Raw genomic sequence first — 15,283 nt, forward strand, 5'->3', positions numbered from 1 at the left:
TCGGTAACCTTTTAGAGCGTACTCTTATTTTCCTTCAGTGCGAACGATCTTTTCGATGAGTCTGATCGTCATTCTGACACCGGCACCTGAAGCACCATAAGGGTTTTCACCCCATGCGTGTTCTACGAACGCAGGACCTGCGATGTCTATATGTGCCCACTTATCTTTGTGATCATTATCTATAAACTCAGAAAGGAATTGTCCCGCTGTGATAGCACCACCATAGCGTGTGTTTGAAATGTTACATACATCTGCTATCTCACTTTTAATGGTCTTTTTAAGATAAGGGTTGAAATCCAGCTTTGTTGCCAGCTCACCTGATGATTTTGCACCGTAAGTCACAAGTGACTTAATGTCATCATCATTACCCATTACACCTGAAGTATAGTGACCTACACCCACAACACATGCACCTGTCAGTGTGGCAAAGTCAAATAGGTAGTCAGCTTTCACTTCTTGTTGAGCATAACAAAGTGTATCTGCAAGTACCAATCGACCTTCAGCATCTGTGTTACGTATCTCAATGGTCTTACCGTTTTTGGCTGTAAGTACATCATCCGGCTTATAAGCGTTACCACCTATCATGTTTTCTACAGCACCTACAAAACCGTGTACTTCTACGGGTAAGTTCATCTCTGAGATAGCTTTCATGATACCAAGTACTGCAGAACCGCCACTTTTGTCAGACTTCATAGTTACCATGTAGTCAGCAGGCTTGAGGCTAAGTCCACCACTATCGTAAGTAAGCCCTTTACCTACCAAAGAGATAACCGCTTTAGGGTTTTTAGGTTTATGTGCAAGGTGGATGACTCTTGGTTTATGACGACTTGCACGTGCTACAGCAAGGAGTGTTTCCATCTTCTCTTTTTTAAGCTCTTTTGGTTTAAGTACTTTACATTTGAGTCCTGTCTCTTTTGCCATTGCTTGCGCAATGTCTGCCATCACTTTAGGGTAGCAGTCATCAGGTGTTGTGTTAACGATGTCTCTAGTGAAGTTCGTAGCATTCGCAGAGATCTCACCATTATGCACTGCTCTAGCCGCGCTCTCAGGAGTGATCTCAAGTTCATTGTACCCTTCTAAAGAGATCTCAACCTTTTTAATAGATGATTTTACTTTCTCACTTTTATAAGTAGTAAAACTATAGCTTCCAAGTACGATCCCTTCTACTACTGCTCGCAGTGAGGCAGTACATCTTGGGTGACTTAAATACGTAGCGATCTTGATCGTTTTGTAGGCTTTTTTACCTATGAGTGAACGGGTTGCCGCTGCAACTGCCGGACGCACACCATCACCTTTAAGTGAATCTGCACCTACATAGAGTCTGTTTTTTTCTATAAGATGACACAATTCATTCTGTCCACCTGAAAAACCAGCTTTCTTAAGGAGTTTTCTATCTGCAACGAAGCGATGCTTTAAGTCTTTATCGATAACGATGATGATCTCAAGATCGCTTTTGATCTCGGCTATATTGTCTGTAGTAATATTAAAATTCATATTTGTCCTTTAAAATATTTTTATATTTGTTTTGATTATACCACACCTCATTTCATTTTTCTTGAAATAGAATGAAGTTCAGTGGATTATTAGCTAAACTGTTCTTTTAAGATGTCTTGTGCCTGTATCATGTCTTTATCACCACGCCCAGAGAGGTTGACTAAGATCGTTTTACCTTTAACATCTTCTGGTTTCATCTTTTTGAGGTATGCAATGGCATGAGAACTCTCAAATGCAGGGATAATACCCTCAGATTGTGAGAGCCATACGAAGGCATCTATCGCTTCATCATCGGTGATATAATCATACGTAGCAATATTTTCTTCTTTTAAAAATGAGTGCTCAGGTCCGATGCCCGGGTAGTCAAGTCCTGCTGAGATAGAGTGTGCTTCCTGTACTTGTCCATCTTCATCTTGAAGGAGATAGCTAAGTTGTCCATGAAGTACACCAGGGCTTCCTTTTGCAAGAGAACAACCATGTTTGGAATCCAGTCCAAGTCCACCAGCTTCTATACCGATGCACTCTACACTTTCATCTTCTAAAAAGTGGCTAAAGATACCCAATGCGTTTGAACCACCACCGATACAGGCGATGACTTTGTCTGGAAGACATCCTTCTACGATATCAAGTTGTGCTTTTGCTTCCCATCCGATAATAGACTGGATGTCTCGAACCATCATAGGGTAAGGGTGAGGACCTGCAGCAGTACCTATGAGGTAGTAGGTGTCTCTTGCATGTGTTACCCAGTGTCGTATGGCATCATTCATTGCATCTTTGAGTGTTTTACTTCCCGATTCAACAGTATTTACTTTAGCTCCAAGGAGTTTCATACGAAAGACATTGAGCTCTTGACGTGCTACATCTTTAGCACCCATAAAGATTTCGCACTCCAGTCCAAAGAGAGCCGCAACAGTAGCTGTAGCTACCCCATGTTGACCTGCACCTGTCTCAGCGATGATCTTTTTCTTACCTAGTCTTTTAGCAAGCACAGCTTGGGCTACGGTGTGGTTTATCTTGTGTGCACCTGTATGGTTCAGATCTTCTCTTTTGAGATAGATCTTTGCATCAAGCTCTTTAGAGAGGTTCTCTGCAAAATAAAGTGAAGAGGGACGACCTACATAGTTTTTATAGTAGTAGTCTACCTCAGACCAAAAGTCCTTGTCAAAACGTACTGCTTTATAGTCTAGTTTAAGCTGTTCAAGTACAGGCATAAGTGTCTCGGGCACAAATCGCCCACCAAAGCCTGTCTTTCCTTCTTCTATGCTGCCAAAATGTCCTAAATCATCCGGGTCATGAGGACTTGGTTTTGGGATATATATTTCTTTGTGTAAGTTCATGTGTTTCTCTCGTTTATTAGTGCTTGAATTATAGCGTATGAGAAGTTAAGGACACCTCTAAAGTAAGTATTTTTGAGTGTATCATCCTAATATATGTGATACAATAAGAGTATATAGACACGATAGGAAGAAAAATGGATCGAAGAGACTTTTTACTTAGTACGGGGATAATTTTGGTATCAGCATCTGCTTACAGTTTTGGTAATAGTATCAAGCCGTTGATTGAGGGTAAGTCAGAAAAGATCGCATTAGTATATGGAACGAGATATGGTGCGACAGAAGATACTGCAAAATGGATAGCAAAAGGGATCGGTAGTAATGTAGATGTACTGAATATTGAAACCATTGATCTTGATGAGACTATACATAAGTATGATAAGTTTATTATTGGTTCAGGTATTTGGATAGATGGTGCACACAAGCGTTTAATGGAACTTCTTTCTACATATAAAGAACAGATCCAGCCAAAGATCATTGCTTCGTTTATTGTTTGTGGGACGACAGGTGAAGATGACGCAGGTAAGGTCAGGATAGAGGGTTATTTTGAACGCTTCCATAAACCGTTGGATGTTAAGCCTTCTTTGAAGAGACACTTTGGCGGTAGAATGATCATTGAAAAGTTGAGTGATAAAGATAGGAAACTTTTGGATAATTTCTATAGAAATGTATTGAAAAAAGAGTTTGCAAGCTGGGATAGAACAAAACCTGAAGATGCAGAGAAGTTTGGTATTGAACTTTTTGCATCAACCAAAGCCTTATCTTCTTGAAGTGAAACGATTTAACTTTTTATAAATTCTGTTGGTTTTTCCATCTCATAAAAAGTTTGTGTAATATTCTGTGCGTTTTCTTCTATGAGTGTGCGAGCGTCTTGTAAACCACGGTTATAGTGATATGATCCGATCTCTTTAGAGAAAAAGTCTAAAAGAAATTCTGCGTCAAATTGGCCTATGTCTTCAGAGAGTTCTTTGTGGAAGTAGCTCTGTATTTTGTGAACCAGTATCTCTTTTTCTTCCGAAGTGAACTCAATATCTGACATCAGTCTATTTCTAAAACCGAATACACAGGGGCTTCGATACCTTCTTTTCCCTTTAAAAAGCCTAGTTCCATAATGAAACATACTTCAACACAATGGGCACCCACTTTATCTATGAGGCTTGCAGCAGCTTTTGCTGTTCCTCCTGTAGCTATGAGGTCATCTATAAGTAGGACTTTTGATCTATCTCCTGTAGTACAGAGTCCGTTTTCACCAAATGCATCGATATGTATCTCAACTTCATCAAAACCGTACTCTAAACTGTACTTCTCAGCTACGGTAGTGTAGGGGAGTTTACCTTTTTTACGCACGGGTACAAAACCTACACCAAGTCTGTCTGCAAGTGCAGCACCAAAGATGAAACCTCTTGCATCTATCCCTGCGATGTAGTCGAGTTCATATCCCAAGTAACGATTGGTAAGATGTTCCATAAGTGTATTGAATGCTTGAGGGTTACCTAGCATAGTTGTAATATCTTTAAAGATTATGCCTGGTTTTGGGAAGTCTGGGATGTCTCTTATGCTATCTAAAATAATGTTTTTTTCTTCTGTTGTTAGAGTGCTCATTTTTGTTTAACTTCCTTTTACTTTGATTGTGGCGTTGTTTCTCTCTTCATTTTTTTAGAAAAAACGAAGTAAAAAATCGTTGTGGCTCTCGAATCGCTAGATTTTCTGGTACTAAATGCCGATACCCCTGTCGCTAAAGCGTAAGTGGGGTGCAAGGGCGTTCGCCACAACAAGACACACTGCGTGTGATTAATGGGTGTAGGGTGCGTTTGCTAACGCACCGATAATTTTTTGCTTATCCTAAATCAGCCCCATAAGCACAACCCTCTATTTTCTCAACACGTCCTGCATGACGTCCACCTTCAAATTCTGTTTCGCAGAAAGCAGAGATCATATCTTCTATGATTCCTTTACCTACGACACGTTCACCAAAACAGAGGATGTTTGCATCGTTATGTTGTCTTGTGAGCTTTGCAGTGTAATGGTCGTGGCAGAGTGCTGCACGGATGCCGGGTACTTTATTTGCAGCGATAGAAATACCTATACCTGTACCACAGATGAGGATGCCTAAACTACCTTTGTCTTCTATCACTTTATGTGCACACTTTTTAGCGAAATCCGGATAATCCACTCTATCGGCAGAGTCTGGTCCAAGGTCGATGATCTCGTGTCCAAGAGAACGTACATACTCTTTAACATAAGCTTTTAGTGCATATCCTGCGTGATCTGTTGCGATGTAAAACTTCATTTTATTCCTTATTGTATAGGCTGTTCATTTTGGATAGATTCGATTCTTCGTCCTACGCGTCCCCAGCGAACTGTATATTGTTGGTTCTTCCATAGTGCTTGACACTCTTTAGAGTCTATGGCAATATCACCACAGACGCGTTTAAGTCCGGCATGGTCTCTACCTCCTCCACCATTGTGGTCACCAGCAAAAACACGTTCATAAGAACGATGCTCTAAACTCATATAGATAAGCCAAGGTTTTCCTACAATAAGTTTGTAGGGTACTGAACCCCAGAAACGACTGTCGTTTGAGTTATCACGGTTATCACCTACCATATAAAAATGATCATCTTCTACTTTTGTATAGAGTGCATTGATAGCTTTACTTCCCAATTCATATACAGGTGCCTTAAGATCGTCTATCATCACCGGGATCATATCTATCTCTTTGTTGTACGAATAGTAGCGAAGCAGTGCTTCAAAGATATCGATACCTTCGGGTACATACTGGATACCAGGGTACTTACCCATATACGGGTTTTCTACCCATAATTTATCTCTAAGAGAGATGATCTTCTCTTTAGGATAGTTTTTCTTAATATACTCATCTCCTTCATGAAAATGAATAAGGAGCTTTTTATTTGCATAGATCAGTTCATCACCACCTACTGCAACACAGCGTTTTACATAGTGTATTTTGTTATTTTTAGGGTAACGAAAGATAACGATATCTTCTCTTTGCGGTCTAGGTCCTTCTATGAGGTGACCGTTATTGTTAAAATCTGGTAAAAGTGGTATCTCTAACCAAGGTAAGTGAGGAGTTGGAATACCGTAAGAGAACTTCTTGGCAAATAAAAAGTCACCTATAAGCTGAGTTCTTTTCATCGATCCTGATGGAATGACAAAAGACTGCGCCACAAAAAAGATAAGGAAAAGTACGATGATGATCGTACCGGTCCAGGAACTTGAAAATCTATAGAGAACGTTTAAAAATTTCTTCATTATATTCTGCCTTTAGCAGCTTTGAGTGTATTACTCAAAAGCATCGCTATGGTCATAGGACCAACACCACCCGGGACAGGTGTAATATAGGAACATTTTGGACTAACATTTGCAAAATCCACATCACCTACAAGTGAGCCATCTTCAATACGGTTGATACCGATATCGATGACAATAGCACCATCTTTAACCATGTCTTCTTTGATGAGTCCAGGTACGCCGACACCTACAACAACGATGTCAGCTTTACTCGTATGTGCCTTGAGATCTTTAGTAAAGATATGTGTCACAGTCACTGTTGCATCAGCATTAAGAAGCAAAGATGCCATAGGTTTACCTACAATGTTACTTGCCCCCACTACACATACATCTTTACCTTGCAGGTCGATGTCATACTCTTCAAACATTTTCATCACACCCAGTGGTGTACACGCTACAAAACCATCCAAACCAGTGACTAATCGGCCTACATTGTAAGCATGAAACCCATCCACATCTTTTTTAGGGTCAATGACTTCAAGGATCTTATCTGTATCTACATGTTTAGGCAATGGTAATTGTACCAAAATACCATCTATACGAGGGTTGTTATTCATCATTTCAATGGTTGCTATGATCTCATCTTGAGAGATACTGTCAGGCATGTTGTGAGTGATAGAGTAAAAACCAACCTTTTCACAAGCTTTTGCTTTCATTTTCACATAGGCATGACTTGCCGGATCATCGCCTATGAGCAGTACTGCAAGTCCAGGAACGATATTCTTTTCCCGTTTAAGTTGTTCGACTCCCACAGATACAGAATCTTGTACTTTTTTGGCTAAGGTTTTACCATCGATAAGTTGCATTGAGATGCCCCTTTATATTTTTAAGGTATTATATCAAAAATAGTTTAGGAGAATTAACGTATATGCTATCATGAAGAGATTATTAGTTTTACTACCACTTTTACTGGGAGCAAATGAAGATTTTATCTCACATTATGAATATGGTGAAATGCTTTACAATAATCCCAGAGGAGTCAGTTGTTCTCAATGTCACGGAAAAGATGGTGCCGGTACAACTATAGTAGAGTTTCGCGATATTCATGGTAAACAGGCTATAAAAGGCTCTGATATACGTAAAGATAGTCTCCAAGCTATGATCAAAAGTGTAAGCAACTATCATGAGATCATGCCCAGATACTACCTGACCGATGAAGAGGTAAAGGCTATTTATGATTATCTGCAAAAGAAAAATGAAAACTACCTGGAAACTTCAAAAGAAAATAACAGTAGTAAATAAATTGAACCCTCTGAATCACCCTAGGTACTCATAACATCACTAGCTTTTGTCTAGGCTAGGCACTCTTTTGAAACCCTAGCTGTAGCTAAGGTAAAAAAGTGTAACGACGCATAGGCGAAAGCTAGTGATGCCCGAAGGGTGGACTTTGCAAACGCAATCTTTCACAAGATATTTCCTTCAACGTAGCTATAGCTATGTTTTAAAAATCTCTTGCAAAATCTTACATTTTCAAAACCCATTATGGGTGCCTAGGGTGATTCAGAGTGTTCATAGGCTATAATTATCCATATCACTTTTAAGGATAATTCATGCAAGCATTTACTTTTACTAAATCACTCACGTTGGGCCTACTTTTAAGTTCTGGATTAAGTCAAGCCTCCTCTTTGGCTATCTATCAAGACAGTGCAACTTATACATTTCAACCTGAGACATCCTTTATAGGCTTTGCAAAAGGGTTAGAAGCTAAATGTAAAGGCAATGTTATCCTCCTTAAGGCTAGCTCTGCCTGTCCAAGTGATGATCGACTTTGCCAGGAGTTGACTGAGATAAAAGGAACGGTACAGAAACTTAAAGCTACTCAGGCAAACATAAAAGTATTAAACACCCTTGTATCACTTCCTCAACCTACATCATTTGATGCTGCTTCCTGGATAGAATCAGCAAAAATAATTGGGACAGAACAGGCAAGACTTTCTGTAGAAACGACTATACTTACAGAAGAGTTAGCATTACTGTCAAAAGATTTTGAGCGACAAGCACCTACACCAAATGCACTTAGCAGTAGACAATCATGTCCAGAAGAGCTGGAACTTACGCTTCCTTATGGCCAGCTCTCCTTTTCCAGTTTTTATGAAGCTGATATTGCCGATAAGAAGAGTGTAACTGTGACGCAATACCTTTCCATTACAAACAAAAGTGGTATAGATATGCAAGCTGATGATGCAATGTTCTTCTATCGACCGGCACATCGTTACATCCGACCTATCCATTTTTCTCCCTGGATCGTAAGTAAATATATACCACGACCAAAAAGAAGTTATGCAAAAGCAAAACGAGCTGCTGCTATGGATGAAGAACAGATGGTTGGAACTATGTCAATGATAGCAACAGAGGCTCCTGCACCCGTAGCCCAATATCTGAATGCAAGAGAGTACCAGATCAAAGATCTTTCTCTTCCTTCTACCGGTATGCCTTTAGATGTACAGGTTACACAATGGAAGGTACCTCTGCAGTGTGACATACGCGTGTTCCCTTACAAAAATACAACAGCATTTCATACATGTAGTTTTACACCAAAACTTCAAATAGATAATAATCAATGGAAAGTAAGATCAGCACAAACTACTATCAATGATAAAGCAGTAGGGGAGTATAGAGAGGGGAAATATAGACTTTATACACAAGCAGAGTTAGATATAAAGGTGGAACGAAAACCTATCGTAAAAAGAGAGAAAACAACGGGTATATTTGGTGGTACTGCACGTAAAAAAGATGGATTCACTGTTAAAGTAACCAATAAATCTGATACACCCAAAACATTGACCATAACAGAACGTATACCAACTTCTACAACAGAAGAGATAAAAGTAAAACTTTTAGAAGTCAGATCAGATAAAAAAGTGAATTATAAACTTCTCAAAGATGGTGAAATAGAGATGAATATTACACTAGCTGCATATGAAAATAAAAATATAGAAGTATTGTTTGAAATATCTTATGATAAAGATTTAAAAGTGAGTTATTAGAAAGTAGAAAATATAGGGAAATTTTATTTGCAGGCGAGATGCCTGCAATAACTCACTACTAGAGTGGAGTTACGTTCTCAGCTTGTGGGCCTTTTTGACCTTCACCAACTTCATATGTTACTGCTTGACCTTCAGCAAGTGTTACACGCCCACCGCTATCGTTGTTTACTTGACGAAAATGTACGAATACATCTGCTCCACCATCGTTTTGTTGGATAAATCCATAACCTTTTTCATCGTTGAACCATTTAACAGTTCCGTTTACTAATTCTGCCATTTTTTGTACCTTTGGTAATAATATTCACTTAATAAATTAAGTGGAATCCAAATCAGAGAGAGTCTTTCGGGGTCTAGCAATAACACTTAACACACGATAGATGAACTCGAACCTCATCTTTCATCGCATATATTGTAGCTTGTTTTCTTAGGTATAAGCTTATTTTATATGAAATGATGAAAAAATGATGTTAATTATCAATCATCCAAAAAAATATGGTATTTTCATCACCTGCACTTACGAGAGCGTGTTCATTAATGAACATGATTTTGTTGAGTGAGGCATAATGTCCTATAAGACGGTCTGTTTTGGTTCCATCTTTAGTGTTAAAAAGTTGCAAATGATTTTTTGTACCACTGGAGTAAATGCCTGTCTTGCCGCTAGGACTTAACCCTACACTGTAAACCAAAAAGTTACTTTTTATATGATAGGATACTTTGCCATCAAGAGAGTAAACGCCTACGCGTCTATCTTGTCCGGCTGTGATAATCAATCCATTGCTGTATGCAACGCGGTAAATATTGTCTACATGTTCAGATGAGAAGACTTTTTCCACTTGGGAACTTTTTACATCCAGAACTCTTACTGCACCACTTTCATCAGATACCACCATTTTTTTTCTATCATGACTTAGGATCATCCCACCCATCGTACTCTCAGAGATATGACTATCATAAAGCTTGTAACTCTCTTTGTTATCATAGAGTATTACATTAGAACCAAAGGTACCAAATACCACTTGTCCGTCATTGGTAAAAAATGCCCGCTTGGGCATGATCTGCTGTTTTTCATCTACGATTTTTCGCAGTCGCACACCATCATGTACCCATACATTCCTGTAAGCACTTTCACCGGAACTTACAAAAAGTGTTTTTCCTTTAAATCTATCAACACTGTGTATACGAGCAGGGACAAAATCTCCCATAGCTGTTGCTAGAGGAGCTATCTTGATCTTGCTGACTATCTTTTGCGTACTAAGGTCTATGATATCCACACAACCTGCATCTGTAGCAACATAAAGCAAGCCATTATCTTCTACAAAATCACTGACAAGTCCGGAAGCTTCTATTTTGGCGATAGGGGAGAGATCTTTGGCATGCATAGTTGAGAACAATAGTATAAGAGTGAGGAAGATTTTATACATAGAGATACCCAATTTTTTAATTTGGTGAGATTATAGCATGATTATTTGTGCATACCCATGGACTTCAGAAAGCTTTCTCTTTTTTCTATGCCTAACATTTTAGCTTTTGTAAGGTCAGGGTAGGTTCCACCCAAACCTTTACCATCATCTCCATGGCATCCTCCACAGATACTGGTGTAAAACATGGCAGCATTTTTAGGGTAGGGTGTAGTACATTTTTTACCGGAAAATTCCATCACATAACAGGCGATCTTCTCCGCATCATCATGTGCCGCAAAACCACCCTCCATCTCACCACCTTTAAAATCCAGTATGTCAGAGCCATGATTAATGACTCTTATGATGTACTGTTTTGTATATTCATTTGTATTGATGTGAGAGAGTTCATCTTCATAGTGTGTCGTCTTATGTGTTTTGATATGCTCTTCATAGTGTGTATGTGTATGCTCATCCACTTTTTTTGGGTTGCGAAACTTTGCATTATAGACAGCATATATGATAACAATGAGTATGGCAAGATAAGGTATGATCTTTTGCATAAGGAACTACTATCTTCCGCTCATTCGAGCCAATGGGACTACCAGTGGTACAAAATGAACTTTTTGTATATCCCATTTACTTATGATGGCTCGACGTTCATCTTGCAGTCTGATCACTTGTTTATAGTGGGCACCTACTGCATCAGTATCTAGCTGTTTTAACATTTTATTAAGCTGTGCCGTACTCAACCCATAGACAAATTTAAGCTGCTGCGTATCACCCTGTTGCGCAATAACATTAAGGATCTTTCCATCTTTCAATATAAGTTGATATGCATAGAGATGGCTTTTTGCGTAAACCATTATCACGCTTTTAGCCTCAAATATGATTTGAATACTTCGAGTGATCGGTAGGTCAAACTCATAAGCTAAATCTGTTCTTGCATCTTCATACACAACAAGGTTGCCTTCATTTAAACGTAAAATCTTTTGGCTGAGGAATAGACTGCTGAAATTATCTCTGCGTTCATTGAGTAGGGTACCATCTAACTGTAGATGCTCTTTTTCTACCTGAACGGTGAGTTGTTTGTTATCATAGCTAAGGTTTGACATACCACAACTATTGACCATAAATATGACTATAGTTGCAAATACCAGCCTTATGATCTTTTTCATCATACCATTTCTGTCAATTTAAGAAAGATCTCGTTGATCTCTTTTCCGGCTTTTTTAGCCAGCTTCTCTACTTCTACTTTAGAATCATCATACATATGAGAGAGCTCTTTTTGTTTCTCTTCCCACAGATCTTCACTCTCCATTTTGGCAAGGTGCGCTTTGAGAGCTGCTACATCCAGTTCTACTTGTGCCTTGCTAGATACTTTTTGCGTAAACTCTTCTGCACTCTCCTTGACCTGTTCCAGTTTATCGCGTGCTTCCATCATACCTAGATGTCCTTTGAGTTCTGCCTTCTCATCAAAGTCATCATACGCATCTTTGAGTTTATCATTCACCCCGGCAAAACGCTTTTTCAGATCAACCCAAAACTCTCCTGCTTCTTCACTAAAATCTTCACTAAGATCTTCTATTTTCTTTTCTGCTTTCTCGAGTGACTTCTTAGACTCTTCAATTATTTCTTTAAATTCTTTTTCCATAAGCTGCTCCTTAATGCATATTTATTTATTATAACATTATTTTGTATAGAAATTTTGATGGAGAGGAGCCCTTTACTTGGTATCATTGACAGAGCCAAGCAGGGTTGCTATCCATTTTGTGTCTTCCTTCGTATCCAATGCTATCTTTATCATGATAGTTAATGGTACTGATAATATCATTCCTATAGGTCCCAGGAGCCAACCCCAGAATATGAGAGATAAAAATACGATCAATGTTGACAGTCCAAGACCTTTACCCAGTATTCTAGGTTCAATAATAGAGCCTATAAGTGTGTTTACTACAAGATAGGCAATGACCAACATTGTTGCTGTTGTAAAATCATATTGGATAATTGCCATCAATACTGCCGGCACTGCGGCAATAATGGAGCCAATGTTTGGTATAAAGTTTAGTATAAAAGCAAATAGACCCCAAAGTATGGCATAGTGTATGCCGGTAATTTTTAATATAATAGTGATAATAATGCCTGTAGCAGCCGAGGTAAGGGCTTTCAGTAAGATATAGTGCTTTATATTGTCACTTATTTCTGTAAATTGTTTCAGACTATTTGAATTTGTCTGATTGAGTTTAAATGCAAATTGGGATATCTCCAGAAGCATAAATATAATAGTAAGAATGATCATAAATGAATTTGTAAGAATGGAGCCAAGACTCTTCAGAGTAGTAGCAATATAACGCATGATACTGTCTGTCTGAAAAAGATTTAAAATATCCTCTTTTGGTATGTGTACCCCCCAGCTGTTAACAGTTTCCAGTAATGCACCCAAGTCTGATTTTAGTTTAGTTTCATAGAAAGGGACATTGTGGGTAAAGTCCTGTACGGAGTTACCTACAAGTATGGCCAATGATGTGATCATGAGTACCAGAAGAAGGACAATGATAATAAGAGGAAGTATGTCCCCCAGACCAAGTTTTTTCAACCATAAAAAAAGTGGAGACAAAATAGTAGCTAGAAAAAGGGACAATAAAAAAGGTACAACTATAGCTGATGAAAGTTTGATCCCTGCAAGTATGATAACTACAGCCGCCATAACCAGCAGTGAATATCCTGCTTTATCTTTACTTAGGTTCATTCCAACTCCTCCAACCAAACCTCAACATCCGCATCACTAGCCATCTTCCAATCTGCTCTCGGACTTAAAGAAATCGTACCTACTTTCGGTCCATCAGGCATACAGGAACGCTTAAACTGTTGAGTGAAAAAACGTCTTAAAAAGAGTCTTAACCACTTGGTAATGGTTTCTTCATCGTATTTAGTATCAAACGCTATACCTGCAAGGAAGCGTATCTTATTTGGCTTTGCTCCGTACTTAATGAAGTGATAGAGGAAGAAGTCGTGTAGCTCGTATGGACCGACGATACTCTCTGTCTCTTGGATTATCTCATCATCTTTGTGTGGTAGTAGTTCCGGAGAGATAGGTGTATCTAAAATGTCGTCTAAAATGTCTGCAATAGAGTCATTAGATTTATAATATTCAATGACGTATTTGATCAACGTTTTAGGGATGCCTGAGTTGAGGGCATACATGCTCATATGGTCACCGTTGTATGTATTCCAACCAAGGGCTATCTCACTAAGGTCGCCTGTACCGATGACAAGACCACATTCCTTGTTTGACATATTCATTAATATCGAAGTCCTTGCTCTTGCCTGAACATTCTCGTAAGTAACGCTGTGCTCATCTTTGTCATGCTCTATAGCCTCAAACTCTTTGAGAGAAATATCAGTAATATCTACAGTTTTGAGTGTGACACCTAACGCTTCGCAAAGTTTCACTGCATTAGATTTTGTACGGCTTGTAGTACCAAAACCTGGCATGGTCACAGCGATGATATTTGTAACATCCCAACCCATCATCTCAAAGGCTCTATGTATAGAGAGTAGAGCAAGGGTAGAGTCAAGACCTCCAGAGATGCCTATGACTGCTTTTTGGATGTGTGCATGGCTCATACGTTTGATGAGACCGTGGGCTTGGATATGGACTATCTCGTCACATCTGTGTTTTTTCTCTGTATATCGTGAAGGAACAAATGGCATAGGGTTGATGTCACGTTCAAGTTTGCTGATACTTGGCAGATTTCCTACTTTGATGATACGTGTTTTTTTACGTCGTCCATCACCGTAGCTTGATTCGTTGAGACGAAGCCATCTGAGACGTTCCAAGTCCACATCAGCTGTTATAAGGTTACTTTCAAGACTAAAACGTTCATTTTGAGCAAGTGTAGAGCCGTACTCAGAGATGATAGCATGACCACCAAAGACCGTATCTGTTGTAGATTCACCCACTCCGGCTGAAGAGTAGACATATGCAGCCATACAACGTCCACTCTGTGTGCGCACCAGCTCTTCACGATACTCTGATTTGCCTATGAGCTCATTACTGGCTGAGAGATTGAAGAGCAGGTTTGCACCATTGCTTACCATGTGGTTACTTGGAGGAGTGACAGCCCAAAGATCTTCACATATCTCTACCCCAAAAGTCATATCTTTCTTATCTCTAAAGAGTAAGTCTACCCCAAAAGGTACTTCTTCACCCAAGAGTTCAGTCGATGTTCGTACGATATCTCTACCACTTACAAACTGACGTTTTTCATAGAACTCTTTTTTGTTCGGCAGGTAGCTTTTAGGTACGATCCCTAACATTTTCCCACTTTGCAGCACTACCGCACAGTTATAGAGTCTATCAGCCTCAAGTACCGCTATACCTACGATAGCAATAGTATTAACTTCTTCTATATTTTTTAATATATAGCGAAGTGATTCATCTTGTGAAGCGATAAGAGTTTGATTAAGTAAAAGGTCACTAGCAGTGTATCCTGTAAGCGTAAGCTCCGGAAATACAACGACACTAACCTCTTTTAAATGGGCTTCTTTTATGAGTTTTATGATCTCTTCTGCATTTTTATTAGGATTAGCAACCACTGTCTTATTAACCGCTGCTGCAACTCTATAATATCCAAACATTTTAACTCCTATCCATCAATATATAATGTCGTGGCGAACGCCCTTGCACCCCACTTACGCTTTAGCGACAGGGGCATCGGCATTTAGTACCAGAAAATCTAGCGATTCGAGAGCCACG

General features: G+C 39.2%; 17 protein-coding genes. 3 read left to right on the forward strand and 14 right to left on the reverse strand.

From position 1 onward, the window contains the following. Positions 1 to 24: 24 nt before the first annotated feature. Together ACLHDG_RS06510 and trpB are read right to left on the reverse strand one after the other, a co-directional pair. A complete protein-coding gene (locus tag ACLHDG_RS06510) occupies positions 25 to 1,494 on the reverse strand; it encodes a leucyl aminopeptidase (RefSeq protein WP_415408198.1) in 1,470 nt (489 codons plus the stop codon). Between the two features lie 89 nt (positions 1,495 to 1,583). Then, entirely contained in the window at positions 1,584 to 2,831 is a 1,248-nt protein-coding gene (gene trpB / locus ACLHDG_RS06515; RefSeq protein ID WP_415408199.1) for a tryptophan synthase subunit beta, read from the reverse strand. Between the two features lie 134 nt (positions 2,832 to 2,965). Between trpB and ACLHDG_RS06520 the strand changes: the two genes are divergently transcribed. Beyond that, positions 2,966 to 3,598 (forward strand): flavodoxin domain-containing protein, encoded by a 633-nt coding sequence (locus tag ACLHDG_RS06520; RefSeq protein ID WP_415408200.1) that lies wholly within the window; start codon positions 2,966 to 2,968, stop codon positions 3,596 to 3,598. An 11-nt stretch (positions 3,599 to 3,609) separates the two neighbouring features. Here the strand turns inward: ACLHDG_RS06520 and ACLHDG_RS06525 are convergent, their stop codons facing one another. The 5 genes from ACLHDG_RS06525 to folD all read right to left on the reverse strand — a co-directional run bounded on the left by ACLHDG_RS06525 (position 3,610) and on the right by folD (position 6,946). Beyond that, positions 3,610 to 3,867 (reverse strand): DUF2164 domain-containing protein, encoded by a 258-nt coding sequence (locus ACLHDG_RS06525; RefSeq protein ID WP_415408201.1) that lies wholly within the window; start codon positions 3,865 to 3,867, stop codon positions 3,610 to 3,612. After that, complete coding sequence (locus tag ACLHDG_RS06530; RefSeq protein ID WP_415408202.1) at positions 3,867 to 4,430, reverse strand: adenine phosphoribosyltransferase; 564 nt, start codon at positions 4,428 to 4,430, stop codon at positions 3,867 to 3,869. Before ACLHDG_RS06530 ends, ACLHDG_RS06525 begins: the two co-directional genes overlap by 1 nt. Before the next feature lie 235 nt (positions 4,431 to 4,665). Further along, on the reverse strand, positions 4,666 to 5,118 hold the full coding sequence (gene rpiB / locus ACLHDG_RS06535) for a ribose 5-phosphate isomerase B (RefSeq protein WP_415408203.1): 453 nt from the start codon (positions 5,116 to 5,118) through the stop codon (positions 4,666 to 4,668). 8 nt (positions 5,119 to 5,126) lie between these two features. Next, the gene (gene lepB / locus ACLHDG_RS06540) at positions 5,127 to 6,101 is read right to left on the reverse strand and encodes a signal peptidase I (protein ID WP_415408204.1); all 975 of its coding nucleotides are present in this window, start codon (positions 6,099 to 6,101) and stop codon (positions 5,127 to 5,129) included. Further along, complete coding sequence (gene folD, locus ACLHDG_RS06545) at positions 6,101 to 6,946, reverse strand: bifunctional methylenetetrahydrofolate dehydrogenase/methenyltetrahydrofolate cyclohydrolase FolD (RefSeq protein ID WP_415408205.1); 846 nt, start codon at positions 6,944 to 6,946, stop codon at positions 6,101 to 6,103. The genes lepB and folD overlap by 1 nt, the downstream gene beginning before the upstream one ends. 70 nt (positions 6,947 to 7,016) lie before the next feature. Between folD and ACLHDG_RS06550 the strand changes: the two genes are divergently transcribed. Continuing rightward, complete coding sequence (locus tag ACLHDG_RS06550; RefSeq protein ID WP_415408206.1) at positions 7,017 to 7,382, forward strand: c-type cytochrome; 366 nt, start codon at positions 7,017 to 7,019, stop codon at positions 7,380 to 7,382. A 308-nt stretch (positions 7,383 to 7,690) separates the two neighbouring features. Continuing rightward, positions 7,691 to 9,127, forward strand: a complete 1,437-nt coding sequence (locus ACLHDG_RS06555) for a DUF4139 domain-containing protein (protein WP_415408207.1) — start codon at positions 7,691 to 7,693, stop codon at positions 9,125 to 9,127. A gap of 58 nt (positions 9,128 to 9,185) precedes the next feature. Here the strand turns inward: ACLHDG_RS06555 and ACLHDG_RS06560 are convergent, their stop codons facing one another. The 7 genes from ACLHDG_RS06560 to ACLHDG_RS06590 form a co-directional block, all read right to left on the reverse strand. Continuing rightward, positions 9,186 to 9,404, reverse strand: coding sequence for a cold-shock protein (locus ACLHDG_RS06560; RefSeq protein WP_415408208.1), 219 nt, complete (start codon positions 9,402 to 9,404; stop codon positions 9,186 to 9,188). A 190-nt stretch (positions 9,405 to 9,594) separates the two neighbouring features. Beyond that, a complete protein-coding gene (locus tag ACLHDG_RS06565) occupies positions 9,595 to 10,548 on the reverse strand; it encodes a WD40 repeat domain-containing protein (RefSeq protein WP_415408209.1) in 954 nt (317 codons plus the stop codon). A gap of 41 nt (positions 10,549 to 10,589) precedes the next feature. Continuing rightward, a complete protein-coding gene (locus ACLHDG_RS06570) occupies positions 10,590 to 11,087 on the reverse strand; it encodes a hypothetical protein (RefSeq protein WP_415408210.1) in 498 nt (165 codons plus the stop codon). A gap of 9 nt (positions 11,088 to 11,096) precedes the next feature. Continuing rightward, positions 11,097 to 11,702 carry a hypothetical protein gene (locus ACLHDG_RS06575; protein WP_415408211.1) on the reverse strand — a complete coding sequence of 202 codons (606 nt, stop codon included), beginning with the start codon at positions 11,700 to 11,702 and terminating at the stop codon, positions 11,097 to 11,099. Continuing rightward, positions 11,702 to 12,178, reverse strand: a complete 477-nt coding sequence (locus tag ACLHDG_RS06580; protein ID WP_415408212.1) for a hypothetical protein — start codon at positions 12,176 to 12,178, stop codon at positions 11,702 to 11,704. Before ACLHDG_RS06580 ends, ACLHDG_RS06575 begins: the two co-directional genes overlap by 1 nt. A 72-nt stretch (positions 12,179 to 12,250) precedes the next feature. Continuing rightward, a complete protein-coding gene (locus tag ACLHDG_RS06585) occupies positions 12,251 to 13,273 on the reverse strand; it encodes an AI-2E family transporter (protein ID WP_415408213.1) in 1,023 nt (340 codons plus the stop codon). Then, positions 13,270 to 15,165, reverse strand: coding sequence for an NAD(+) synthase (locus ACLHDG_RS06590; RefSeq protein WP_415408214.1), 1,896 nt, complete (start codon positions 15,163 to 15,165; stop codon positions 13,270 to 13,272). Before ACLHDG_RS06590 ends, ACLHDG_RS06585 begins: the two co-directional genes overlap by 4 nt. Between the last annotated feature and the right edge of the window lie 118 nt (positions 15,166 to 15,283).

The organism is Sulfurovum iocasae, from assembly GCF_047716765.1.
Classification (GTDB): Bacteria; Campylobacterota; Campylobacteria; order Campylobacterales; family Sulfurovaceae; genus Sulfurovum.

Excerpts from the sequence above, each read along its gene's own strand:
- ACLHDG_RS06510 (WP_415408198.1), bottom strand. The coding sequence starts at position 1,494 with ATGAATTTTAATATTACTACAGACAATATAGCCGAGATCAAAAGCGAT.
- trpB (WP_415408199.1), bottom strand. The coding sequence starts at position 2,831 with ATGAACTTACACAAAGAAATATATATCCCAAAACCAAGTCCTCATGAC.
- ACLHDG_RS06520 (WP_415408200.1), top strand. The coding sequence starts at position 2,966 with ATGGATCGAAGAGACTTTTTACTTAGTACGGGGATAATTTTGGTATCA.
- ACLHDG_RS06525 (WP_415408201.1), bottom strand. The coding sequence starts at position 3,867 with ATGTCAGATATTGAGTTCACTTCGGAAGAAAAAGAGATACTGGTTCAC.
- ACLHDG_RS06530 (WP_415408202.1), bottom strand. The coding sequence starts at position 4,430 with ATGAGCACTCTAACAACAGAAGAAAAAAACATTATTTTAGATAGCATA.
- rpiB (WP_415408203.1), bottom strand. The coding sequence starts at position 5,118 with ATGAAGTTTTACATCGCAACAGATCACGCAGGATATGCACTAAAAGCT.
- lepB (WP_415408204.1), bottom strand. The coding sequence starts at position 6,101 with ATGAAGAAATTTTTAAACGTTCTCTATAGATTTTCAAGTTCCTGGACC.
- folD (WP_415408205.1), bottom strand. The coding sequence starts at position 6,946 with ATGCAACTTATCGATGGTAAAACCTTAGCCAAAAAAGTACAAGATTCT.
- ACLHDG_RS06550 (WP_415408206.1), top strand. The coding sequence starts at position 7,017 with ATGAAGAGATTATTAGTTTTACTACCACTTTTACTGGGAGCAAATGAA.
- ACLHDG_RS06555 (WP_415408207.1), top strand. The coding sequence starts at position 7,691 with ATGCAAGCATTTACTTTTACTAAATCACTCACGTTGGGCCTACTTTTA.
- ACLHDG_RS06560 (WP_415408208.1), bottom strand. The coding sequence starts at position 9,404 with ATGGCAGAATTAGTAAACGGAACTGTTAAATGGTTCAACGATGAAAAA.
- ACLHDG_RS06565 (WP_415408209.1), bottom strand. The coding sequence starts at position 10,548 with ATGTATAAAATCTTCCTCACTCTTATACTATTGTTCTCAACTATGCAT.
- ACLHDG_RS06570 (WP_415408210.1), bottom strand. The coding sequence starts at position 11,087 with ATGCAAAAGATCATACCTTATCTTGCCATACTCATTGTTATCATATAT.
- ACLHDG_RS06575 (WP_415408211.1), bottom strand. The coding sequence starts at position 11,702 with ATGAAAAAGATCATAAGGCTGGTATTTGCAACTATAGTCATATTTATG.
- ACLHDG_RS06580 (WP_415408212.1), bottom strand. The coding sequence starts at position 12,178 with ATGGAAAAAGAATTTAAAGAAATAATTGAAGAGTCTAAGAAGTCACTC.
- ACLHDG_RS06585 (WP_415408213.1), bottom strand. The coding sequence starts at position 13,273 with ATGAACCTAAGTAAAGATAAAGCAGGATATTCACTGCTGGTTATGGCG.
- ACLHDG_RS06590 (WP_415408214.1), bottom strand. The coding sequence starts at position 15,165 with ATGTTTGGATATTATAGAGTTGCAGCAGCGGTTAATAAGACAGTGGTT.